This window comes from Promicromonospora sp. NPDC057138 (genome assembly GCF_042670845.1).
Taxonomy (GTDB): Bacteria; Actinomycetota; Actinomycetes; order Actinomycetales; family Cellulomonadaceae; genus Promicromonospora.
Map to the genome: position 1 here is coordinate 1 of NZ_JBHUUX010000045.1, position 16,501 is coordinate 16,501.

12 protein-coding genes are annotated in these 16,501 nt (G+C 71.8%); 10 read left to right on the forward strand and 2 right to left on the reverse strand.

Features of this window, described 5'->3' with window-relative positions; all coding sequences use genetic code 11:
- Positions 1 to 193: 193 nt before the first annotated feature.
- Positions 194 to 1,210: a general stress protein gene (locus tag ACFT2C_RS20595; protein ID WP_377208942.1), complete on the reverse strand. Its 1,017-nt coding sequence runs from the start codon at positions 1,208 to 1,210 to the stop codon at positions 194 to 196.
- Between the two features lie 73 nt (positions 1,211 to 1,283).
- Here ACFT2C_RS20595 and ACFT2C_RS20600 point away from each other — a divergent pair, with 73 nt between their 5' ends.
- Together ACFT2C_RS20600 and ACFT2C_RS20605 are read left to right on the forward strand one after the other, a co-directional pair.
- On the forward strand, positions 1,284 to 2,627 hold the full coding sequence (locus ACFT2C_RS20600; protein ID WP_377208943.1) for a magnesium transporter MgtE N-terminal domain-containing protein: 1,344 nt from the start codon (positions 1,284 to 1,286) through the stop codon (positions 2,625 to 2,627).
- Positions 2,620 to 3,144, forward strand: a complete 525-nt coding sequence (locus tag ACFT2C_RS20605; protein WP_377208944.1) for a DUF1003 domain-containing protein — start codon at positions 2,620 to 2,622, stop codon at positions 3,142 to 3,144. The genes ACFT2C_RS20600 and ACFT2C_RS20605 overlap by 8 nt, the downstream gene beginning before the upstream one ends.
- Here ACFT2C_RS20605 and ACFT2C_RS20610 read toward each other — a convergent pair.
- The gene (locus ACFT2C_RS20610) at positions 3,099 to 5,090 is read right to left on the reverse strand and encodes a hypothetical protein (RefSeq protein ID WP_377208945.1); all 1,992 of its coding nucleotides are present in this window, start codon (positions 5,088 to 5,090) and stop codon (positions 3,099 to 3,101) included. The two genes, ACFT2C_RS20605 and ACFT2C_RS20610, sit on opposite strands and share 46 nt — an antisense overlap.
- 119 nt (positions 5,091 to 5,209) lie before the next feature.
- Here ACFT2C_RS20610 and ACFT2C_RS20615 point away from each other — a divergent pair, with 119 nt between their 5' ends.
- From ACFT2C_RS20615 to ACFT2C_RS20650, 8 genes are all read left to right on the forward strand, one after another.
- Positions 5,210 to 6,349, forward strand: a complete 1,140-nt coding sequence (locus ACFT2C_RS20615) for an Mrp/NBP35 family ATP-binding protein (RefSeq protein WP_377208946.1) — start codon at positions 5,210 to 5,212, stop codon at positions 6,347 to 6,349.
- Between the two features lie 138 nt (positions 6,350 to 6,487).
- On the forward strand, positions 6,488 to 7,477 hold the full coding sequence (locus ACFT2C_RS20620) for an NAD-dependent epimerase/dehydratase family protein (RefSeq protein WP_377208947.1): 990 nt from the start codon (positions 6,488 to 6,490) through the stop codon (positions 7,475 to 7,477).
- A gap of 560 nt (positions 7,478 to 8,037) precedes the next feature.
- The gene (locus ACFT2C_RS20625; RefSeq protein ID WP_377208948.1) at positions 8,038 to 10,107 is read left to right on the forward strand and encodes a beta-galactosidase; all 2,070 of its coding nucleotides are present in this window, start codon (positions 8,038 to 8,040) and stop codon (positions 10,105 to 10,107) included.
- A 21-nt stretch (positions 10,108 to 10,128) separates the two neighbouring features.
- Positions 10,129 to 11,361: a galactokinase gene (gene galK / locus ACFT2C_RS20630; RefSeq protein WP_377208949.1), complete on the forward strand. Its 1,233-nt coding sequence runs from the start codon at positions 10,129 to 10,131 to the stop codon at positions 11,359 to 11,361.
- A gap of 413 nt (positions 11,362 to 11,774) precedes the next feature.
- Entirely contained in the window at positions 11,775 to 13,112 is a 1,338-nt protein-coding gene (locus ACFT2C_RS20635) for a hypothetical protein (RefSeq protein WP_377208950.1), read from the forward strand.
- A gap of 360 nt (positions 13,113 to 13,472) precedes the next feature.
- Positions 13,473 to 14,552 carry a secretion protein HlyD gene (locus tag ACFT2C_RS20640; RefSeq protein ID WP_377208951.1) on the forward strand — a complete coding sequence of 360 codons (1,080 nt, stop codon included), beginning with the start codon at positions 13,473 to 13,475 and terminating at the stop codon, positions 14,550 to 14,552.
- Complete coding sequence (locus ACFT2C_RS20645) at positions 14,549 to 15,316, forward strand: ABC transporter ATP-binding protein (protein ID WP_377208952.1); 768 nt, start codon at positions 14,549 to 14,551, stop codon at positions 15,314 to 15,316. The genes ACFT2C_RS20640 and ACFT2C_RS20645 overlap by 4 nt, the downstream gene beginning before the upstream one ends.
- Positions 15,313 to 16,491, forward strand: coding sequence for an ABC transporter permease (locus ACFT2C_RS20650; protein WP_377208953.1), 1,179 nt, complete (start codon positions 15,313 to 15,315; stop codon positions 16,489 to 16,491). Before ACFT2C_RS20645 ends, ACFT2C_RS20650 begins: the two co-directional genes overlap by 4 nt.
- Positions 16,492 to 16,501: the final 10 nt, after the last annotated feature.

The following is a 16,501-nucleotide window of genomic DNA, read 5'->3' on the forward strand; positions in this document are numbered from 1 at the left end:
GTGTATAAGAGACAGCTCTGAGATCGGTCGTTTGATTGACCGATCTCAGAGCAACCGACCGAAGTCATATCGGCCACCGTGCAACCGACCGAAGTCGGAGTGGCGCTCTGACCAGCACCGCTCCAACTAGCAGAACTTGGACCCAGTACCGCTCAAGCCAAGGAGCGCCTGTGCTTCACGCCCGGCAGCGCGATTACTTCTGGTCGTCGCTCGGCGGGGCGTAGGGGTTCGCGTGGCGGGGCGTCGTGCGCGTCGTCGGCACGTCGTCCTGGTCGGCCTGCTCGTTGGCGCGCTGGCTGTCCGGGACGACCGAAGCCTGGTCGGGCGGGGTCGGCGAGTCGGTCTGCGAAGGCGCGTTCGACGGCGCATCGGCCGGCGCGCCCGACGGTGGCGCGTCCGACGGCGCACCAGCACCGGCCGCGCCCTCGCCTGCACCTGCGCCGCCTGCACCCTGACCAGCACCGGCCACGCCGTCACCAGCACCAGCACCAGCACCAGCACCAGCACCAGACGCACCCGAAGCACCCGAAGCACCCGCCTCCGACCCCGGCCGCATCGCGCCGTACCGGGGCTCACCCGTCGGCGTGACCCAGCGCGGGTCGGTCGGGCGGGACGCCGGCGGCGCAGCGGGAGCCGGAGGCGCTGCCACGGGAGGCTGACCGGCCGCCGTCGGCAGAGCGGTGGGGGCAGGAACGCCCGCGGTCGCGGCGCCGCGCGACTTGCCCAGCCCGCCCGGCGAGCGCATCAGCAGCGCCCGCGCATCGGACGCGTGGTCGTGGCCGCAGAGGATCGCGTAGGTCGCCGCCACGATCTGCGAGGAGGACGTGAAGTCACGCCGTCCGCCCGTGAACGCGTACGACAGGATGGAGAAAAGCAGGCCGAACCCCGCGCCGAGCGCGATGCCGGCGAACATCACCTGGAACCCCGACGAACCCGCGAACAGCGTGAGGAGCAACCCGACGAAGAAACCGAACCAGGCGCCGGAGAGTGCGCCCGCGAGCGCCACCCGGCCGTAGGTGAGGCGCCCCGTGACGCGCTCGACCATGCGCAGGTCGGTGCCCACGATGGTGACGTTCTCCACGGGGAACTTGTTGTCGGAGAGGTAGTCGACTGCTTTCTGCGCCTCCAGGTAGGTGGAGTACGCGGCGACCTCGTCACCGGCCGGCAGGGTCGGGACCTTCGGGACGGCACCCGGGCGAGACATGCTCATGCCCCATAGTCTCCCCTACCTGGGCAGAAGTGGCGAGGAGCGTGCCGCGGAGCCGGGTCGTAGGCTGACCAGCGTGAGCGCCGCCACCAGGGTTTTCGTCGCACGTCTGGCAGGCACCGTGGTCTTCGACCCGATCGGGGACCAGGTGGGCCGGGTGCGTGATGTCGTCGTGCTGGTCCGGGCCAAGGGCGCGCCGCGGGCGGTGGGTCTGGTGGTCGAGGTCCCGGGCCGACGGCGCGTCTTCCTTCCCCTGACCCGCGTGACCAGTATCGACGCCGGTCAGGTGATCAGCACGGGCCTGGTGAACATGCGGCGGTTCGAGCAGCGTGCCATGGAGTCGGTGGTGCTGGGCGAGCTGCTGGACCGGCGGGTCCAGCTCAAGGACGGTTCGGGTGAGGTCACCATCGAGGACGTCTCGATAGCGCGGCAGCGCACGGGCGACTGGCTCGTGGACCAGCTCTTCGTGCGGCGCCGTTCCACGCGGGGCTCGGCCCCGTTCCGCCGCGGCTCGACTCTGACGGTCCCGGTCGACGCCGTGCAGGACCTCACCGCCCGGTCGGCGGAGCAGGGTGCCGCCCGTCTGCTGGAGGCGTACGAGGACATGCGCGCGGCCGACCTCGCGGACGTGATCCACGACCTGGGGGCGGCGCGGCAGCTGGAGATCGCGGGCGCGCTGAACGACGAGCGCCTCGCCGACGTGCTGGAGGAGCTGCCGGAGGACGCGCAGGTGTCGATCCTGTCGGGCCTGGACCGGGACCGCGCGGCCGACGTGCTGGAGGCCATGGAGCCCGACGACGCCGCCGACCTCCTGAACGAGCTGCCCGACGAGCAGGCCGCCCAGCTGCTCAACCTGATGGAGCCGGAGGAGGCGGCCGACGTCCGGCGGCTGCTGGAGTATGCCGAGGACACGGCGGGTGGCCTCATGACGACGGAGCCGGTGATCCTCGGCGCCGACGACACGATCGCCATGGCGCTGGCCTCGATCCGGCGGACGGAGCTGCCGCCCGCGCTGGCCTCGATGGTGTTCGTCGTACGGCCGCCGCTGGAGACGCCGACCGGGCGGTTCCTCGGCGTCGCGCACTTCCAGCGGCTGCTGCGCGAGCCCCCGCACGCGGCGGTCGCGTCCGTGCTGGACGCCGAGACCGAGTGGCTGACCCACGACGCCTCGGTAGGCCAGGTGACGCGCCTGCTCGCGGCCTACGACCTGCTCGCCCTGCCCGTGCTCGACGCGCAGCGCCGGCTGCTGGGCGTGGTCACGGTCGACGACGTGCTGGACCACATCCTCCCGGACAACTGGCGGGGCAGCGATGACGAACGGCTGGAGGCGATAGCGGCGCAGTCCGCCCCGGCGGCCCGCCGGGGATCGGGCCCGGGACCAGGGCAAGGACCGGCACGACGGAGGGCGAACCGTGGCTGACCGCCTGGACACACCGCTCGCCAAGGGTCGCACGCTGGTCCCCCGGATCCGGCTGGACCAGGACGCCGTCGGGAAGGCCACCGAGGCCATCGCCCGGTTCCTGGGCACGCCGCGGTTCCTCATCTACCTCACGGTGTTCTGCCTGCTCTGGCTCGCGTGGAACATCTGGGCCCCGGAGCATCTGCGGTTCGACAGCGCGGCCAACGGGTTCACGGCCCTCACCCTGATGCTCTCGCTGCAGGCGAGCTACGCGGCCCCGCTGATCCTGCTGGCGCAGAACCGGCAGGACGACCGCGACCGGGTGACCGCCGAGCAGGACCGGCAGCGCGGCGAGCGCAACCTGGCCGACACGGAGTACCTGGCGCGCGAGATGGCGGCGCTGCGGATCGCCCTGTCGGAGGTCGCGACCCGCGACTTCGTGCGCTCGGAGATCCGTAACCTCCTGGAGGAGCTGGAGGAGAAGGACGGCGGTCAGGGCTCCACGTCGTCGTGGAGCACCACGCGCGACAGCTCGTAGGCCCCGCCCGGCAGCTTCCAGTAGTGCAGCCTGCGCGCCGACGGCGTGTTGACCTGCAGCGACACCCGCCAGCACACGGCGCCGTCGTCGCGCTGCCGGAACGGGTCGTCGCCGCCCGCACCGATCCGCAGGCGATGCACCTGCAGGCCGTTCATCTCGGGCGCCAGCCCGGTCAGCACCATGACGAGCGTCCAGACCACCCGGTCGCGGCTCACGCCTTCGACGTCGGTCAGAGAGGCGAGGAACCGCGGGCCGAGCGTGTACTCCGCCAGGGGACGCCCGGCCTTCTCGGCGGCCGGGATCGCCCGGGCCCACTCGCTCAGCACCTCGAACCGGAGCTGCTCCTCGTCGTCGACGAAGTACCGGTCCTCGGGTACCTCCACCCCGGCGTCGCCGAGCCGACGGCGCAGCCGCGCGGCCTCCTGCCGCGCCTTGCGCAGGGCGGTCGCCTGCTGCTCGGCGCGCCGCTCGCTGCGGTCGAGCCGCTCCGTGAGCTCGCCCACGCGGCCCAGCAGCCGGTCGACCTCCAGCTCCACCTGACGCCGTTTGACCTTGTCGTCCAGCAGTTCCTTCGCCAGCGAGGCCACCTGGGACTTCGCGGCATCGAGGGAGAGGCTGAGGTCGCGCGCCGCCTTGCCCGCGGGCTCCGCCGGGGTCTCGGCCGCCGCGGGCGAGGGGAGCGTGTCCTGTCCGCCTGCGTGCCACGCCGCGACGTCGCCGGGAGTGGGCGTGCGCGGCCCGCCCGCGGACGTCGGCACCGGCCCGACGTCGGGGCTCCCCTCGCGCGTCGTGATCGCCCCGCGCCCGTGCTCGGCATCTGCCTCGGCCGGGCTCTGCTCGGCCGGGCGGGCGCCGAACAGGTCAGCGGGAGTCGGCGGGGTGATCTGCCCGTCGACGCGTCCGCCCGGCAAGGCCCCGACGGGCTCGACCACCGACGGCTCGACCAGCACCGGATCGCCCAAGGCCGGCTCGGCCGGCGCCGGCTCGAGCCACGGCGGCCCGCCGTCCAGCAGCGCAATCGCGGGAACGGGCTGGTCCTCGGACTCGTCGACGTCGTCCAGCCGCAGGGCCAGGCCGTCGAGCGGCGCGGGCACGCGGCGGGCCGCCACCACCTCGCCCGGGGTGAACAGGTCGCTGAGCAGGTCCAGGTCGTTGCCCGTGATCTCCGGACGGCGCACGCGCACCAGGACGCCGGGCGCCAGGGCGATGCGGACGGCGTCGTCCCCGACCGCCTCGACCCGGCCGAGCACCACCTGACCCACGCGGTAGGCGGCGTGCACCGCCCGGCGCAGCGCGTCGACGTCGGGCAGCATGCCGCGGATGTCGAGGAGGCGGCGCCCCGGGTCGAGCACCCCGGTGACACGCATGCCCGGCGCGAGCACCCGCACCAGTGGGACGTCGGGGAACACGAGCTCCTCCGCGACCGAGGCCTGGCCGCCGTCCTCGGTGCTGACGAGGGCGCGCGTGCCGAGCACGCCCAGCACCTTGCCGCCGGTGGTCGCCGCGTCCGGGGCGGACCGGGCGGCGCCCACGATCCCGGCGCGCACCGCGAACCGCATGACGTCGCCGACCAGGCGGTCGCGTACGCGCGCGTCCTCGTCCGCGGAATAGGCGAAGTGCAGCGGCGAGCGCCGCGGCTGGTGCACCCACTCCAGGTCGGTGCCGTAGACGCGGGAGGCGCCGCCGTAGACCTGCGTGTCCGGCGGCATGCCCGACGAGAAGGCCCAGGACACGTCGCCGGTCGGGATCACCACCACCTCGGCGAGCCCGGCGATGTCGTCGAGCACGCGCTGCGGGTCCACGAAGGGGGCGTCGTGCCCGGCGGGCGTCGAGATGACCACGACCGGGCGGCCGCGGTCCGGCCGCTGCAGAGCGGCGGCGAGCTCGCGGGCCTCGTCCTCGGAGGCGACACGCCGAACTCGCGCGGGGACGCGTGACTCGGTCATGGGGCCTCCTCACCCTTGGTGGTGACGCAGCGTACCGTTTTCAACTGACCTTCATTGCAAAAGCATGGAAGACCACCCTCGATGCCGGAAGCCCTGGACCGGACTCTTAAGATCGAACCATGACCCCTGTCGACTCCCCCACACTCGAGGCTCGCGTGCGCGACGCGCTGACAGGTGTGCTCGACCCCGAGATCCGGCGCCCCATCACCGACCTGGGCATGGTCCGGTCGGTGGAGGTGTCCGACGGCGGGCGCGTCGCCGTCGGCGTCGACCTGACCGTCGCGGGCTGTCCGATGAAGTCGACGCTGGTCAAGGACGTGACGGCCGCCGCGGCGGCCGTGGACGGGGTGGCCGCCGTCGACGTCGAGCTCGGAGTGATGACGCCCGAGCAGCGCGCCTCCCTGCGGTCGATGCTGCGCGGCGGCGCGGGCGACCCCGTCATCCCGTTCTCGCAGCCGGGCTCGATGACCAAGGTGTTCGCCGTCGCGTCGGGCAAGGGCGGCGTGGGCAAGTCGTCGGTCACGGCGAACCTCGCGGTGGCCATGGCCGCCGACGGGCTCTCGGTCGGCGTGATCGACGCCGACATCTACGGCTTCTCGATCCCCCGCATGCTGGGCGTGGACCGGCAGCCGACCCGCGTCGACAACATGCTGCTGCCGCCCATAGCCCACGGCGTCAAGGTGGTCTCGATCGGCATGTTCGTGCCGCCGGGGCAGCCGGTGGTGTGGCGCGGGCCCATGCTGCACCGCGCGTTGGAGCAGTTCCTGGCGGACGTGTTCTGGGGCGACCTGGACGTGCTGCTCCTCGACCTCCCGCCCGGCACGGGCGACATCGCCATCTCCGTGGCGCAGCTCCTGCCGTCCTCCGAGATCCTCGTGGTCACGACGCCGCAGGCGGCGGCCGCCGAGGTCGCCGAGCGCGCCGGGTCGGTGGCGACCCAGACGCAGCAGGGCGTGGTCGGCGTCGTCGAGAACATGTCCTGGCTGGAGCAGCCCGACGGCACGCGGCTGGAGATCTTCGGCGCCGGCGGCGGGGAGAAGGTCGCGGCGCGGCTCACCGAGCTCGTGGGCAAGGACGTGCCGCTGCTCGGCCAGGTGCCGCTCGACGTCGCCGTCCGCGAGGGCGGGGACAACGGCACGCCCGTGGTCCTGACCGCGCCGGACTCCCCCGGCGCGAAGGTCCTGGCCGACGTCGCGCGCGGGCTCGCGCGGCGCCGCCGCGGCCTCGCGGGCCGCAGCCTGGGCCTCTCGCCGGTCTGACCGCGTCGCACTTCCGTTGGGTGCGGGATCTTCGCCCTGTCGCCGGCCACGGTACGCGCGGCGCTCGTACGCCCGGCGGAGATTCGCCAGGAGCAGATCAACGTGCCCTGGCGCCTGAGATGCGGTTCGGTGGGCACCATGCGAATCCTGGTTCTCGGTGGAACGGTCTTCCTGTCCCGCGCTGTCGCGGAGGCCGCGGTGGCCCGCGGGCACGACGTCACCTGCGCGGCCCGCGGCGTGAGCGGCACGGTGCCCGACGGCGCCGCCCTCGTCCGCTGGGACCGTGCCGAAGCGGTGCCGTCTGAGCTGGTCGATGTGCAGTTCGACGCCGTCGTCGACGTCTCCCGCATCCCCTCGCACGTGCGCAGCGCGGTTGCGGCGTTCCCGGACGCCCACTGGACGTTCGTGTCGACCGTCAACGTCTATGCCGACTCCGCGACCGTGGGCGGCACGCCCGCCACGCTCCCCCTGCTCGACCCGATCGAGACCGACGAGGACCCGAACTCGAGCCCAGACACGTACGGCGCCATGAAGGTGGCGTGCGAGAACCTCGTCCGGTCCGGTGCCGCGTCGCCGCTCGTGATCCGGCCGGGCCTGATCGTCGGACCGGGCGACCCGAGCGGGCGGTTCACCTACTGGCCGGCCCGGTTCGCGCAGGCCGCCGAGGACGGGCTTCCGGTCCTGGTCCCCGAGCCCGTGGACGACCCGGTCCAGCTTGTCGACGTCCGCGACCTCGCCGAGTGGATAGTGACAGCGGCGGAGCAGGACACCACCGGGGACTTCGACGCCGTCTGCCCGCCGGTGCCTCGGTCGGAGCTGCTCGCCCAGGTGGCCGACGGCGCCGGGGCCGACCCCGAGCTGGCCGCCGTCGCCCCGGAGACGCTCGCGGAGCATGAGGTCGCGCAGTGGTCCGGCCCGCGGTCGATCCCCTTCTGGGCGGGTGACCTGGTCGACGCCGGGTTCATGACGCACGACGTCACGTCCACGCTGGAGGCGGGCCTGAAGATCCGCCCCTTCGCCGACACGACCCGCGACACCCTTGCGTGGCTCCGCGCCACGCCGGACGCGAAGGTCACGGGCCTGACCCGCGACGAGGAGCAGGAGGTGCTGGCGGCTGTCCGCGGCTGAATTATTGCCTGGTCAGCCAGTCGCCGACCCTCTAGAGTCCTGACTCGACAACAGAACACCGGAGCGAGCACAGGTGGGCCGGAGACTGTCGGTTACCACTCTCCATGGGGAAACGCGGGTTCGAATCCCGTCGCCGCCCTCGGGCGACGTAGTTCAGCGGCCTAGAACGCCAACACCCGGCCGTCGTACACACGCCAATCTGTGCCTCGTAGAGCGGGCCGGAGTCTCTTCGGTTACCTGGTAGATGGCAGTACGGGTTCGAACCCCGGCCCGGCAACGGGTTCTGCTCGGCGGTGCGAGCCGCCGTTCCGGAAGGCACACACACGCCCGCTCGTCCACGTGACGAGAGCGGTGGCGGGTTCATACCCGCCACCGCTCTTCGCATGTCGGCCTGGGTCGAGACGAGCTCCGGCTGGTTCCCCGAGGCGTGCCCGACGACGCGACCGCCGCGCCGGACACCTTCGCCGTCGACGGGACGACGGAGTACGGTCCCGTCACGGCGACGGTCCACGTCCTCCCCACCCAGCCAAGCAGATATACCCCGCGAGAGAGAGACCCCCATGCCTGACACCCCGAGCTTCGTCCCCGGGCCGCAGTACGACGGGTGGCTGCCCGGCGTCGACCAGATCAGCTACGGCGGCGACTACAACCCGGAGCAGTGGCCCGAGCATCTCTGGGTCGAGGACGTCCGGCTGATGAACGAGGCGGGTGTGAACCTCGTCAGCCTCGGCATCTTCAGCTGGGCGCTGCTGGAGCCGCGCGAGGGCGAGTTCGACTTCGGCTGGCTGGACCGCGTGATCGGGCTGCTGCACGCGGGCGGCGTCCGCATCCTGCTCGCCACGCCGACGGCGGCCCCGCCGGCCTGGCTGTACGCGGCCCACCCGGACGCGCGGGTGGTGGACCGGAACGGCACGCCCATGGGTCCTGGCGGGCGCGGCCTCATGGCCCCGACCGCGCCCGCGTACCGCGAGGCGGCCCTGCGCATCACCACCGCGCTGGCCGAGCGGTACGGCACGCACCCTGCCGTCGTGGGGTGGCACGTGCACAACGAGTACGGCGCGCCGGTCGCCCTGGACTACTCCGTGCACGCCCAGCGCGCGTTCCGCGAGTGGCTGCGCGAGCGGTACGGGTCGCTCGACGCGCTGAACGCCGCCTGGGGCACCGCGTTCTGGGGGCAGCACTACGGGGACTGGGAGCACGTCCAGGTCCCGGCCGCCGCGCCCGAGGCCGTGAACCCGGCCCAGCAGCTCGACTTCGCGCGGTTCTCCGACGCCGCCCTGCGGGCCTGCTTCATCGCCGAGCGCGACGCCGTCCGCGAGTACTCCTCCGCGCCCGTGACCACGAACTTCATGGCGGCGAGCTGCCCGTCCACCGACCTGTTCGCCTGGGGCAAGGAGGTCGACCTCGTCTCCAACGACCACTACCTGCGGGCCGCCGACCCCCGCGGGTACGTGGGGCTCGCCCTGGCCGCCGACCTCACCCGGTCCGTCGCGGGCGGCAAGCCGTGGCTGCTGCTGGAGCACTCGACGTCGGCGGTGAACTGGCAGCCGCGCAACGTCGCCAAGCGGCCGGGCGAGATGGCCCGCAACTCGTTCGCCCACCTGGGCCGCGGCGCGGACGCGATCATGTTCTTCCAGTGGCGCGCCTCGCGCTCGGGCGCGGAGAAGTTCCACTCGGCGATGCTGCCGCACGCCGGCACGTGGTCGCGGCTGTGGAGCGAGGTGACCCGGCTCGGTGCGAACCTCGGCAAGCTCTCTGAGCTGCGCGGCTCGCGCGTGCGGGCCGACGTCGCCCTGCTGTGGGACTACGAGTCGTTCTGGGCGCAGGACCTCGAGTTCCGCCCGAGCGAGGCCGCGCGCCACCGCGAGCGCGTCGACGCTTTCTACGATCGCCTCTGGCGCGACGGCCACACCGTCGACCTGGCGCGCCCGGGGCAGGACCTGTCGGGCTACAAGCTGGTCGTCGCTCCAGCGTCGTACCTGCTCAGGGTCAAGGACGCGGCGAACCTCACCGCCTACGTCGAGGCCGGCGGCACGCTGCTGGTGAGCTACTTCAGCGGCATCGTCGACGAGAACGACGCCGTGCACCCCGGCGGCTTCATGGCGCCGCTGCGCGACGCGCTCGGCGTCTGGGTCGAGGAGTTCCTGCCGCTGCGGGACGGTGAGTCGCTCACCGTCCGGTACGGGACGGACGCCGCGGGGGCGGGGCCAGGTGCGACCGAACTCACCGGCACCGTCTGGGCCGACGACCTGTCGCTCGCCGGCGCCGAGCGCGTCGGCACCTACACCGACGGCCCGAAGCCGGGCGGCGCGGCGATCACCCGGCATCGGCACGGCGCCGGCACGGGCTGGTACGTGTCGACCAACCTGGACGTCGGCGCCCTGGCCACGGTCATGGCCGACGTCTACGCGGACGCGGGCCTGGCGCCGTCGGGCACGGTGGAGGGGCTGGAGGTGGTGCGCCGCACCGGGGACGACGCCGACTACATCGTGGCGATCAACCACACGGGCGACGACGTGGAGCTGCCCCTGGACACGTCGGCCACGGATCTGCTCACCGGCGATACGGTCTCGGGCGACGCCGACATCCCCGCCGGCGCCGTCCGTGTACTCCGCACCAACCCCCGCTAGCGCCGAGAGACAATGTTTCCCATGACTGAACCGCAGTGGCTCGAAGCCTGGACCGCCGAAGAGGGCGCGCGCCGGGTCGACGAGCTCTTCACCCGTTCGTTCGACGGCTCCCCCGAGGGCGTCTGGTCCGCCCCCGGCCGGGTCAACCTCATCGGCGAGCACACCGACTACAACGCCGGCCTCTGCCTCCCGACGGCGCTGCCCCACCGCACCTACATCGCGCTGCGGCCACGCGAGGACGACCAGGTCCGGCTGGTCTCGGCGCAGGCAGAGGGCGTGTGGGAGGCCCGCCTGTCCGACATCGCGCCCGGCGCGGTGAGCGGCTGGGGCGCGTACGTCGCCGGCGTCGCCTGGGCCCTGGCCGAGGCGGGCCACAAGATCGGCGGCTTCGACGCCGCCGTCGACTCCTGCGTGCCGTTCGGGGCCGGGCTGAGCTCGTCCGCGGCGCTGGAGGCCGCGGTGGCGGTGGCCCTGGACGGGGTCGCGGGCCTCGGGCTCGCGGACTCCGACGCCGGGCGTGCCGAGCTGGTCGACGCCACCCGCCGCGCGGAGAACGAGATCGCGGGCGCGCCCACCGGCGGCCTCGACCAGTCGGCTTCGCTGCGCTGCCGGGAGGGCCACGCGCTGCTGCTCGACTTCCGGCCGGGCCTGAGCCCGCTCGAGTCCGGTGTGCCCGTGCCGTTCGACCTGGCCACCGGCGGCCTGACGCTCCTCGTCGTCGACACCAGGGCCGAGCACTCGCACGTCGACGGCGAGTACGGTGCGCGCCGCGCGGCATGCGAGCAGGCCGCGGAGCTGCTCGGGCTGGACTCGCTGCGCGACATCGCGCCGACCCTCGGCGGCATGGGCATCGACCGGGCGCTGGCCGAGCTCGAGCCCCACGACGCCGACGGGGTGCTGCGCCGCCGGGTGCGCCACGTCGTCTCGGAGATCGACCGCACCGCGCGGTTCGCGGACCTGGTGCGCGAGGGTCGCGCGGCCGACGTCGGCCCGTTCATGCTCGCCTCGCACGCCTCCCTGCGTGACGACTACGAGGTCTCCTGCCGCGAGCTCGACCTCGTCGTCGACTCCGCCATGGCGGCGGGCGCGCTCGGCGCGCGCATGACCGGCGGCGGCTTCGGCGGCAGCGCCATCGCGCTGGTCCGCCTGTCCGACGTCGACGCGGTCTCCCAGGCCGTCGCAGACGCCTTCGCCGACGCCGGCCTGCGGGCCCCGGCGTTCCTGCTCGCGCCGCCGTCCGCCCCGGCGGCCTAGCCCAGCTCTGTTGTGGGCGTAATCGTTGCGGCTAAAACGGACGCACAGTCGCAACGATCACGCCCACAACAAGACCGCCCGCTGCGCGCAAAGCCTTGGCTTCACCCGGTACTTTCATCCCGTCCCACGCCGGATCCGCCGCCGAGGAGACCGCATCGTCCGGGCACAGGACTACCCGGCCCAGCGGATCTGGCCGACGCTCATGGAGCGGCCTCTTCTCGCGACATGGTTTACAAAGACGTAACGGAATGGCGTTAAGAGAGATGACGGAATGGTGTTAAGAGAGATGACAAGCGCGACTCGTGGAATCCGCACTGGTAACGTTTAACCGGCCCGCACCAGGCAGGACCGCGGCTCACATAACAGAGACCTTTGGGTTGATTTGCCATCAGCCATCGGTCAGGATGTGCGTCGTGATCATTCGACGCTCCCGCGTGCCAGTGAAAGCAACGCACGGCCGCCGCAAAGGCGTGCTGCCCAGGCGTTGGCTGGCTGGGGCGGCCCTCGTCGCCACCGCGCTCATCGCCACCCTGGTCGTGGTTTTGCTACCCGACCACGTGGCCGATGCCGACCCTGGCGCCGCCGGCACGGAGGCGATTGACCCAACCGGGGTTGTGTCCCCGACCCCGTCGGCTACACCCACCCCGTCGGCTTCACCCACCCCGTCGGCTAGCGCGAGCGCCAAGCGGACCTCGGGTAAAACGTTCATGGGCAAGAGCACGGTGTTGATCGGAAGGATCTCGAATGATGAACCTTCGGACGCCGCACCATTCGACGCTCAGTACCAATACGTCGTCAGTCCGCCTGCACCGTCGAGCGACCTGTACACGGCGAAGACCTGCCCGGATGGGACGGACTGGTGGGGATGCGTGTGGGGTGGGCGCGGGGGGCTCATCCCCCATATGCAAGCCCGCGCTGCGCAGGCCACCTATAAGGGTCAACCGCATCCGCAGACGATTGTGTGGACGTGGTTTGTACTCCCCCACCTCACCCCCAATGCGACGTGGCAGGACGAGGTGAAGGCGGTCAACCAGGTCGACCTCCTCACCAGGTACCTGAACGACTACCGTTTCTTCCTCCAGAAGATCGGCACCTCGCCCGACATGATCGATCTCGAACCTGATTTTTGGGGATTCGCACGAGGGATGGGCGATGTGAACACGATCCCGGCGCAGGTGACTGCTGCGGCGCCGAACGACTGCGGAAACCAGGCGGACACTATAGCGGGTCTGTCCCGCTGCCTGATCGCAATGACCCGCAAGTACGCTCCTCACGCGACAGTCGGTCTGCACCTCACCTGCTGGGACTGGCCGGGCAACGAGCAGAAGTGCGCCAAGGATTACGCGGCCCTCGGGGCAAAAAACGCCGACTTCCTGGTCGGGGAGGTTGCAGATAAGGACGCCGGCTTCAGCGCCTTGCCGGAGAATGGCGGACAGAACTCATTCTGGAACGACCAGAAGTGGGCCAAGCAACTCGCATTCTGGAAGACGATGGCGGAGGCGGCCGGCAAACCGATCGTGGTCTGGCAGATCCCGGTCGGTAACATGCAACAGAACAACACCCCGTACCACTATCAGGACGACAAGGTGGACTGGCTGTTCTCACACATGGACCAGGTCGCGAGCGCGCATGTCGCGGGTCTGCTGTTCGGCCAAGGAACGGACAAGTCGACCACGATTGAAACCGACGGCGGCAACGTGTTCGCGAAGACGATCGCCTACCGAAACTCGGGTGGCACGCCGCTGAAATAGCGTGAGAAGGCTGCTGCCTTCGCGGTCGGCGGTCGTTCAGCACGGTCGGCCTGGTCCTGCTCGGCGCGGTCCTCCCCCCGCGGGACGTCGGTGACGACCCGCGGGGGGCAAGGTATTGCGTAGCAGCCGCGCAGCGCATGACGAAGCTGCTTGTCGCAGAGGGTGCCGCATGGAATGCGGCAGGGCATGGCATTGTCGCCGCGCAGCCAAGAACCCCAGCGGGTCCCCCCGCTGCGGGCAAAGGCTTCGCATCACCCCCTACTTTCATCCCCTCTCGGCTCGGACCTGGGCTAATGTCCGCCAGGCCGCCAGTGTGCAGAACGTTGCGCAGAGCTCAATGTCCCCGCCGCGAGGAGCCCCATGGGTGCCGTCCGCCAGTACGTCTTCCCCACCGTCCGGATCGTCATCTGGGCGGTGATCGCCGCGGCGCTCGTCGCCCTGGCTCTCAAGGGCGCCGAGCTCGACCCGCCGGACGCCCTCGAGCCCACGGGCGAGATCACGGAGTCGGTGATCCCGGTCGAGAAGGGCTCCGTCACCAACGCGGTCACGGTGCCGGCCTCCGTGGTCACCGACCCGCCCGTCGAGATCAAGGCCACCGCGGACGGCGTCGTCGCCGAGATCCAGGTCGACGACGCAAAGGTCGACAAGGACGTGCGCGTCCTGTGGATCAAGTCCGAGGAGCCTGTCGAGCCCGTCGTCGAGGTCGACGAGAAGACCGGTGAGGAGACCGTCACCGAGCAGGAGCCGAAGGTCACCTGGACCTCGATCCTCACGCCGGCCGCCGGCACCGTCGACGTCACGGTCCTCAAGGACCAGGCGGTCACCGTCGGCGAGACCATCGGCACCGTCGACCCCGGCACCCTGTCGGTCTCCGGCACGCTCACGGCCGACCAGCAGTACCGCCTCGTCGGCGCCAAGGGCACTGCCGAGGTGACGCTCAAGGGCGGCCCCGCGCCGTTCACCTGCACCGGGCTCACCATCGGCGAGGCGCCCGCAGGCGCCGGCACCGCGGGCGGCGAGGGCGAGATGGCGGAGGCGCCCGAGGCGGCCACGGGCGCCGTCCTCTGCGCCATCCCGCCGAAGGTCAAGGCGTTCTCCGGCCTGGGCGCCGAGATCGAGATCACGAACGGCAACGCGAAGGACGTCGTGGTGGTCCCGATCAGCGCGGTGCTCGGCACGTCGCAGACCGGCAAGGTGTGGACGGTCGCCAAGGAGAGCGCCGAGCCGAAGCAGCGCGACGTGACCCTGGGCCTGACCGACGGCCTGCAGGTCGAGATCACGAAGGGCCTCAAGGCCGGCGAGAAGATCCTCGAGTTCACCCCGATCGACGACGGCACGGAGGGCGGCGTGGACTGCGGCGACATGTCCGCGTACGACCAGGCGTCGATGGAGGGCGACATGGAGACGATTCAGGCGTTCGAGGAGGAGTGCTTCGGATGACCGGCACCCCGCTCGTCGACCTGCAGGGCGTCACCCGGCATGTCGAGCTCCCGAACGGGAGCACGCTCGAGATCCTGCGCGGGGTCGACCTGACGGTCGGCTCCGGCGAGCACGTGGCGATCGTCGGCCGATCCGGCACCGGCAAGTCCACCCTGCTGAATATCCTCGGCCTGCTCGACTCGCCCACGGCCGGCGAGTACCTCCTGGAGGGCGAGCCGGTCGGGCGGCTGCGCAGCCGGGCCCTGGCCCGACGCCGGGGCGACGACTTCGGCTTCGTGTTCCAGCAGTTCAACCTGCTGCAGGGGCGGACGGCGCTCGAGAACGTCGCCGCGCCGCTGATGTACGCGCGCGGCAAGCAGTTCTGGAGCCGCACGAAGCTCGCCACGCGGTCCCTGGACCGGGTCGGCCTGGGCGACCGGCTCGACACCCGGCCCGAGAAGCTCTCCGGCGGCGAGCAGCAGCGCGTCGCCATCGCCCGCGCGCTCGTGCGCGGGCCGCGCGTCATCCTCGCCGACGAGCCCACCGGGGCCCTCGACGTCGAGACCGGCCAGGCGATCATGACCCTCCTGGACGACGCCGCGAGCGAGACCGGGTCGGCGCTCGTCACGATCACGCACGACCTCGCGATCGCGGCCCGCGCGGACCGCCAGTTCCGGCTGGCCGACGGCGTCCTGGTCCCGATCCAGCTCGACGCGCCCGCGGCCGTGGCCGAGAGCGCCGCGGGGTCCGCCGCCGTCGCCGAGACCGCCGGGCTTCCCGCATGACCGGCGTCGTGGGCGCGATCCTCGAGGCCTGGGACGAGCTACGGATCCACCGGGTGCGGGTGCTGCTCGCGCTGATCGGCGTGGCCTGCGCCGTCACGGCGATCACGGGCATCACGGCCGCCGTCACGATGTTCGGCCAGGCCATGCAGGAGGAGAACGAGCGCATGAGCGGCCGCGACACCACCCTCGAGGCCTGGTCGTCGGGCAGCGGAACCCTGTCCGCGGCCGAGGTGGACGCGGTGGTCGACGGGGTAGCCGAGCGGCACAAGATCTCGTACCACTCCGTGCGTGCGAGCGCCGACCTGCAGGTTCGTGGCGCCGAGAGCGGCACCTTCGTCGAGTGGTCGGCGGTCGACGTCGACAGCGCGACCATCACCCGCCAAGGCATGGAGGAGGGGCGGTGGTTCAGCGAGGCCGACGCCGAGCGGCTGGCCCCCGTGCTCGTCGTCAACCAGGCCTTCCTGGACGCGTACGCCGACGGCGCCCCCGCCTCGACGCACCCGAAGGTGGTGATCGAGGGCGAGACGCCGGTCGCCGCCACCGTGATCGGCGAGGTGCCGGTGCAGTGGAACGACGAGGGACCGCGCGCCCTGATGCTGTTCGACCAGGCGGTGCGCTGGTTCCCGGACCGGGTCATGTCCGAGGGATACCGGTTCTGGGTGCCGCCGGAGCTGGCGGACCAGTTCGCCGAGGTGCTGCCGCGTGACCTGGCGGCGGCGGGCGTGCCGTTCGACGTCCAGAAGCCGATGGAAGAGCCGTTCGTGATCGACCGCGTTCTGCAGTACCTCGTGCTCGGCGTGGGCGGGTTCGCGCTGCTGCTGGGCGGGCTCGGACTGCTCAACATCGCGCTGGTCACCGTGCGCTACCGGATCCGGGAGATCGGCATCCGCCGGTCCTTCGGGGCCACGAGCGGGCGCGTGTTCTTCGGCGTCCTCATGGAGTCCGTGGTCGCCACGACCGTGGCCGGCGTCGTCGGCGTCGTGGTCGCGGTGGCGGTCATCAAGAACATCCCGATCGACCGCATCTTTGGCCGCCCGCTCGAGGACCTGCCGGGCTTCCCGTTCGACGCCGCCCTGGTGGGCATGGCGTGCGCCGTCGGGATCGGCGCCCTGGCGGGGCTGATCCCCGCGATCTACGCGGTGCGGGTCAAGGTGATCGACGCGATCCGCTACTGACGGGCTCGCT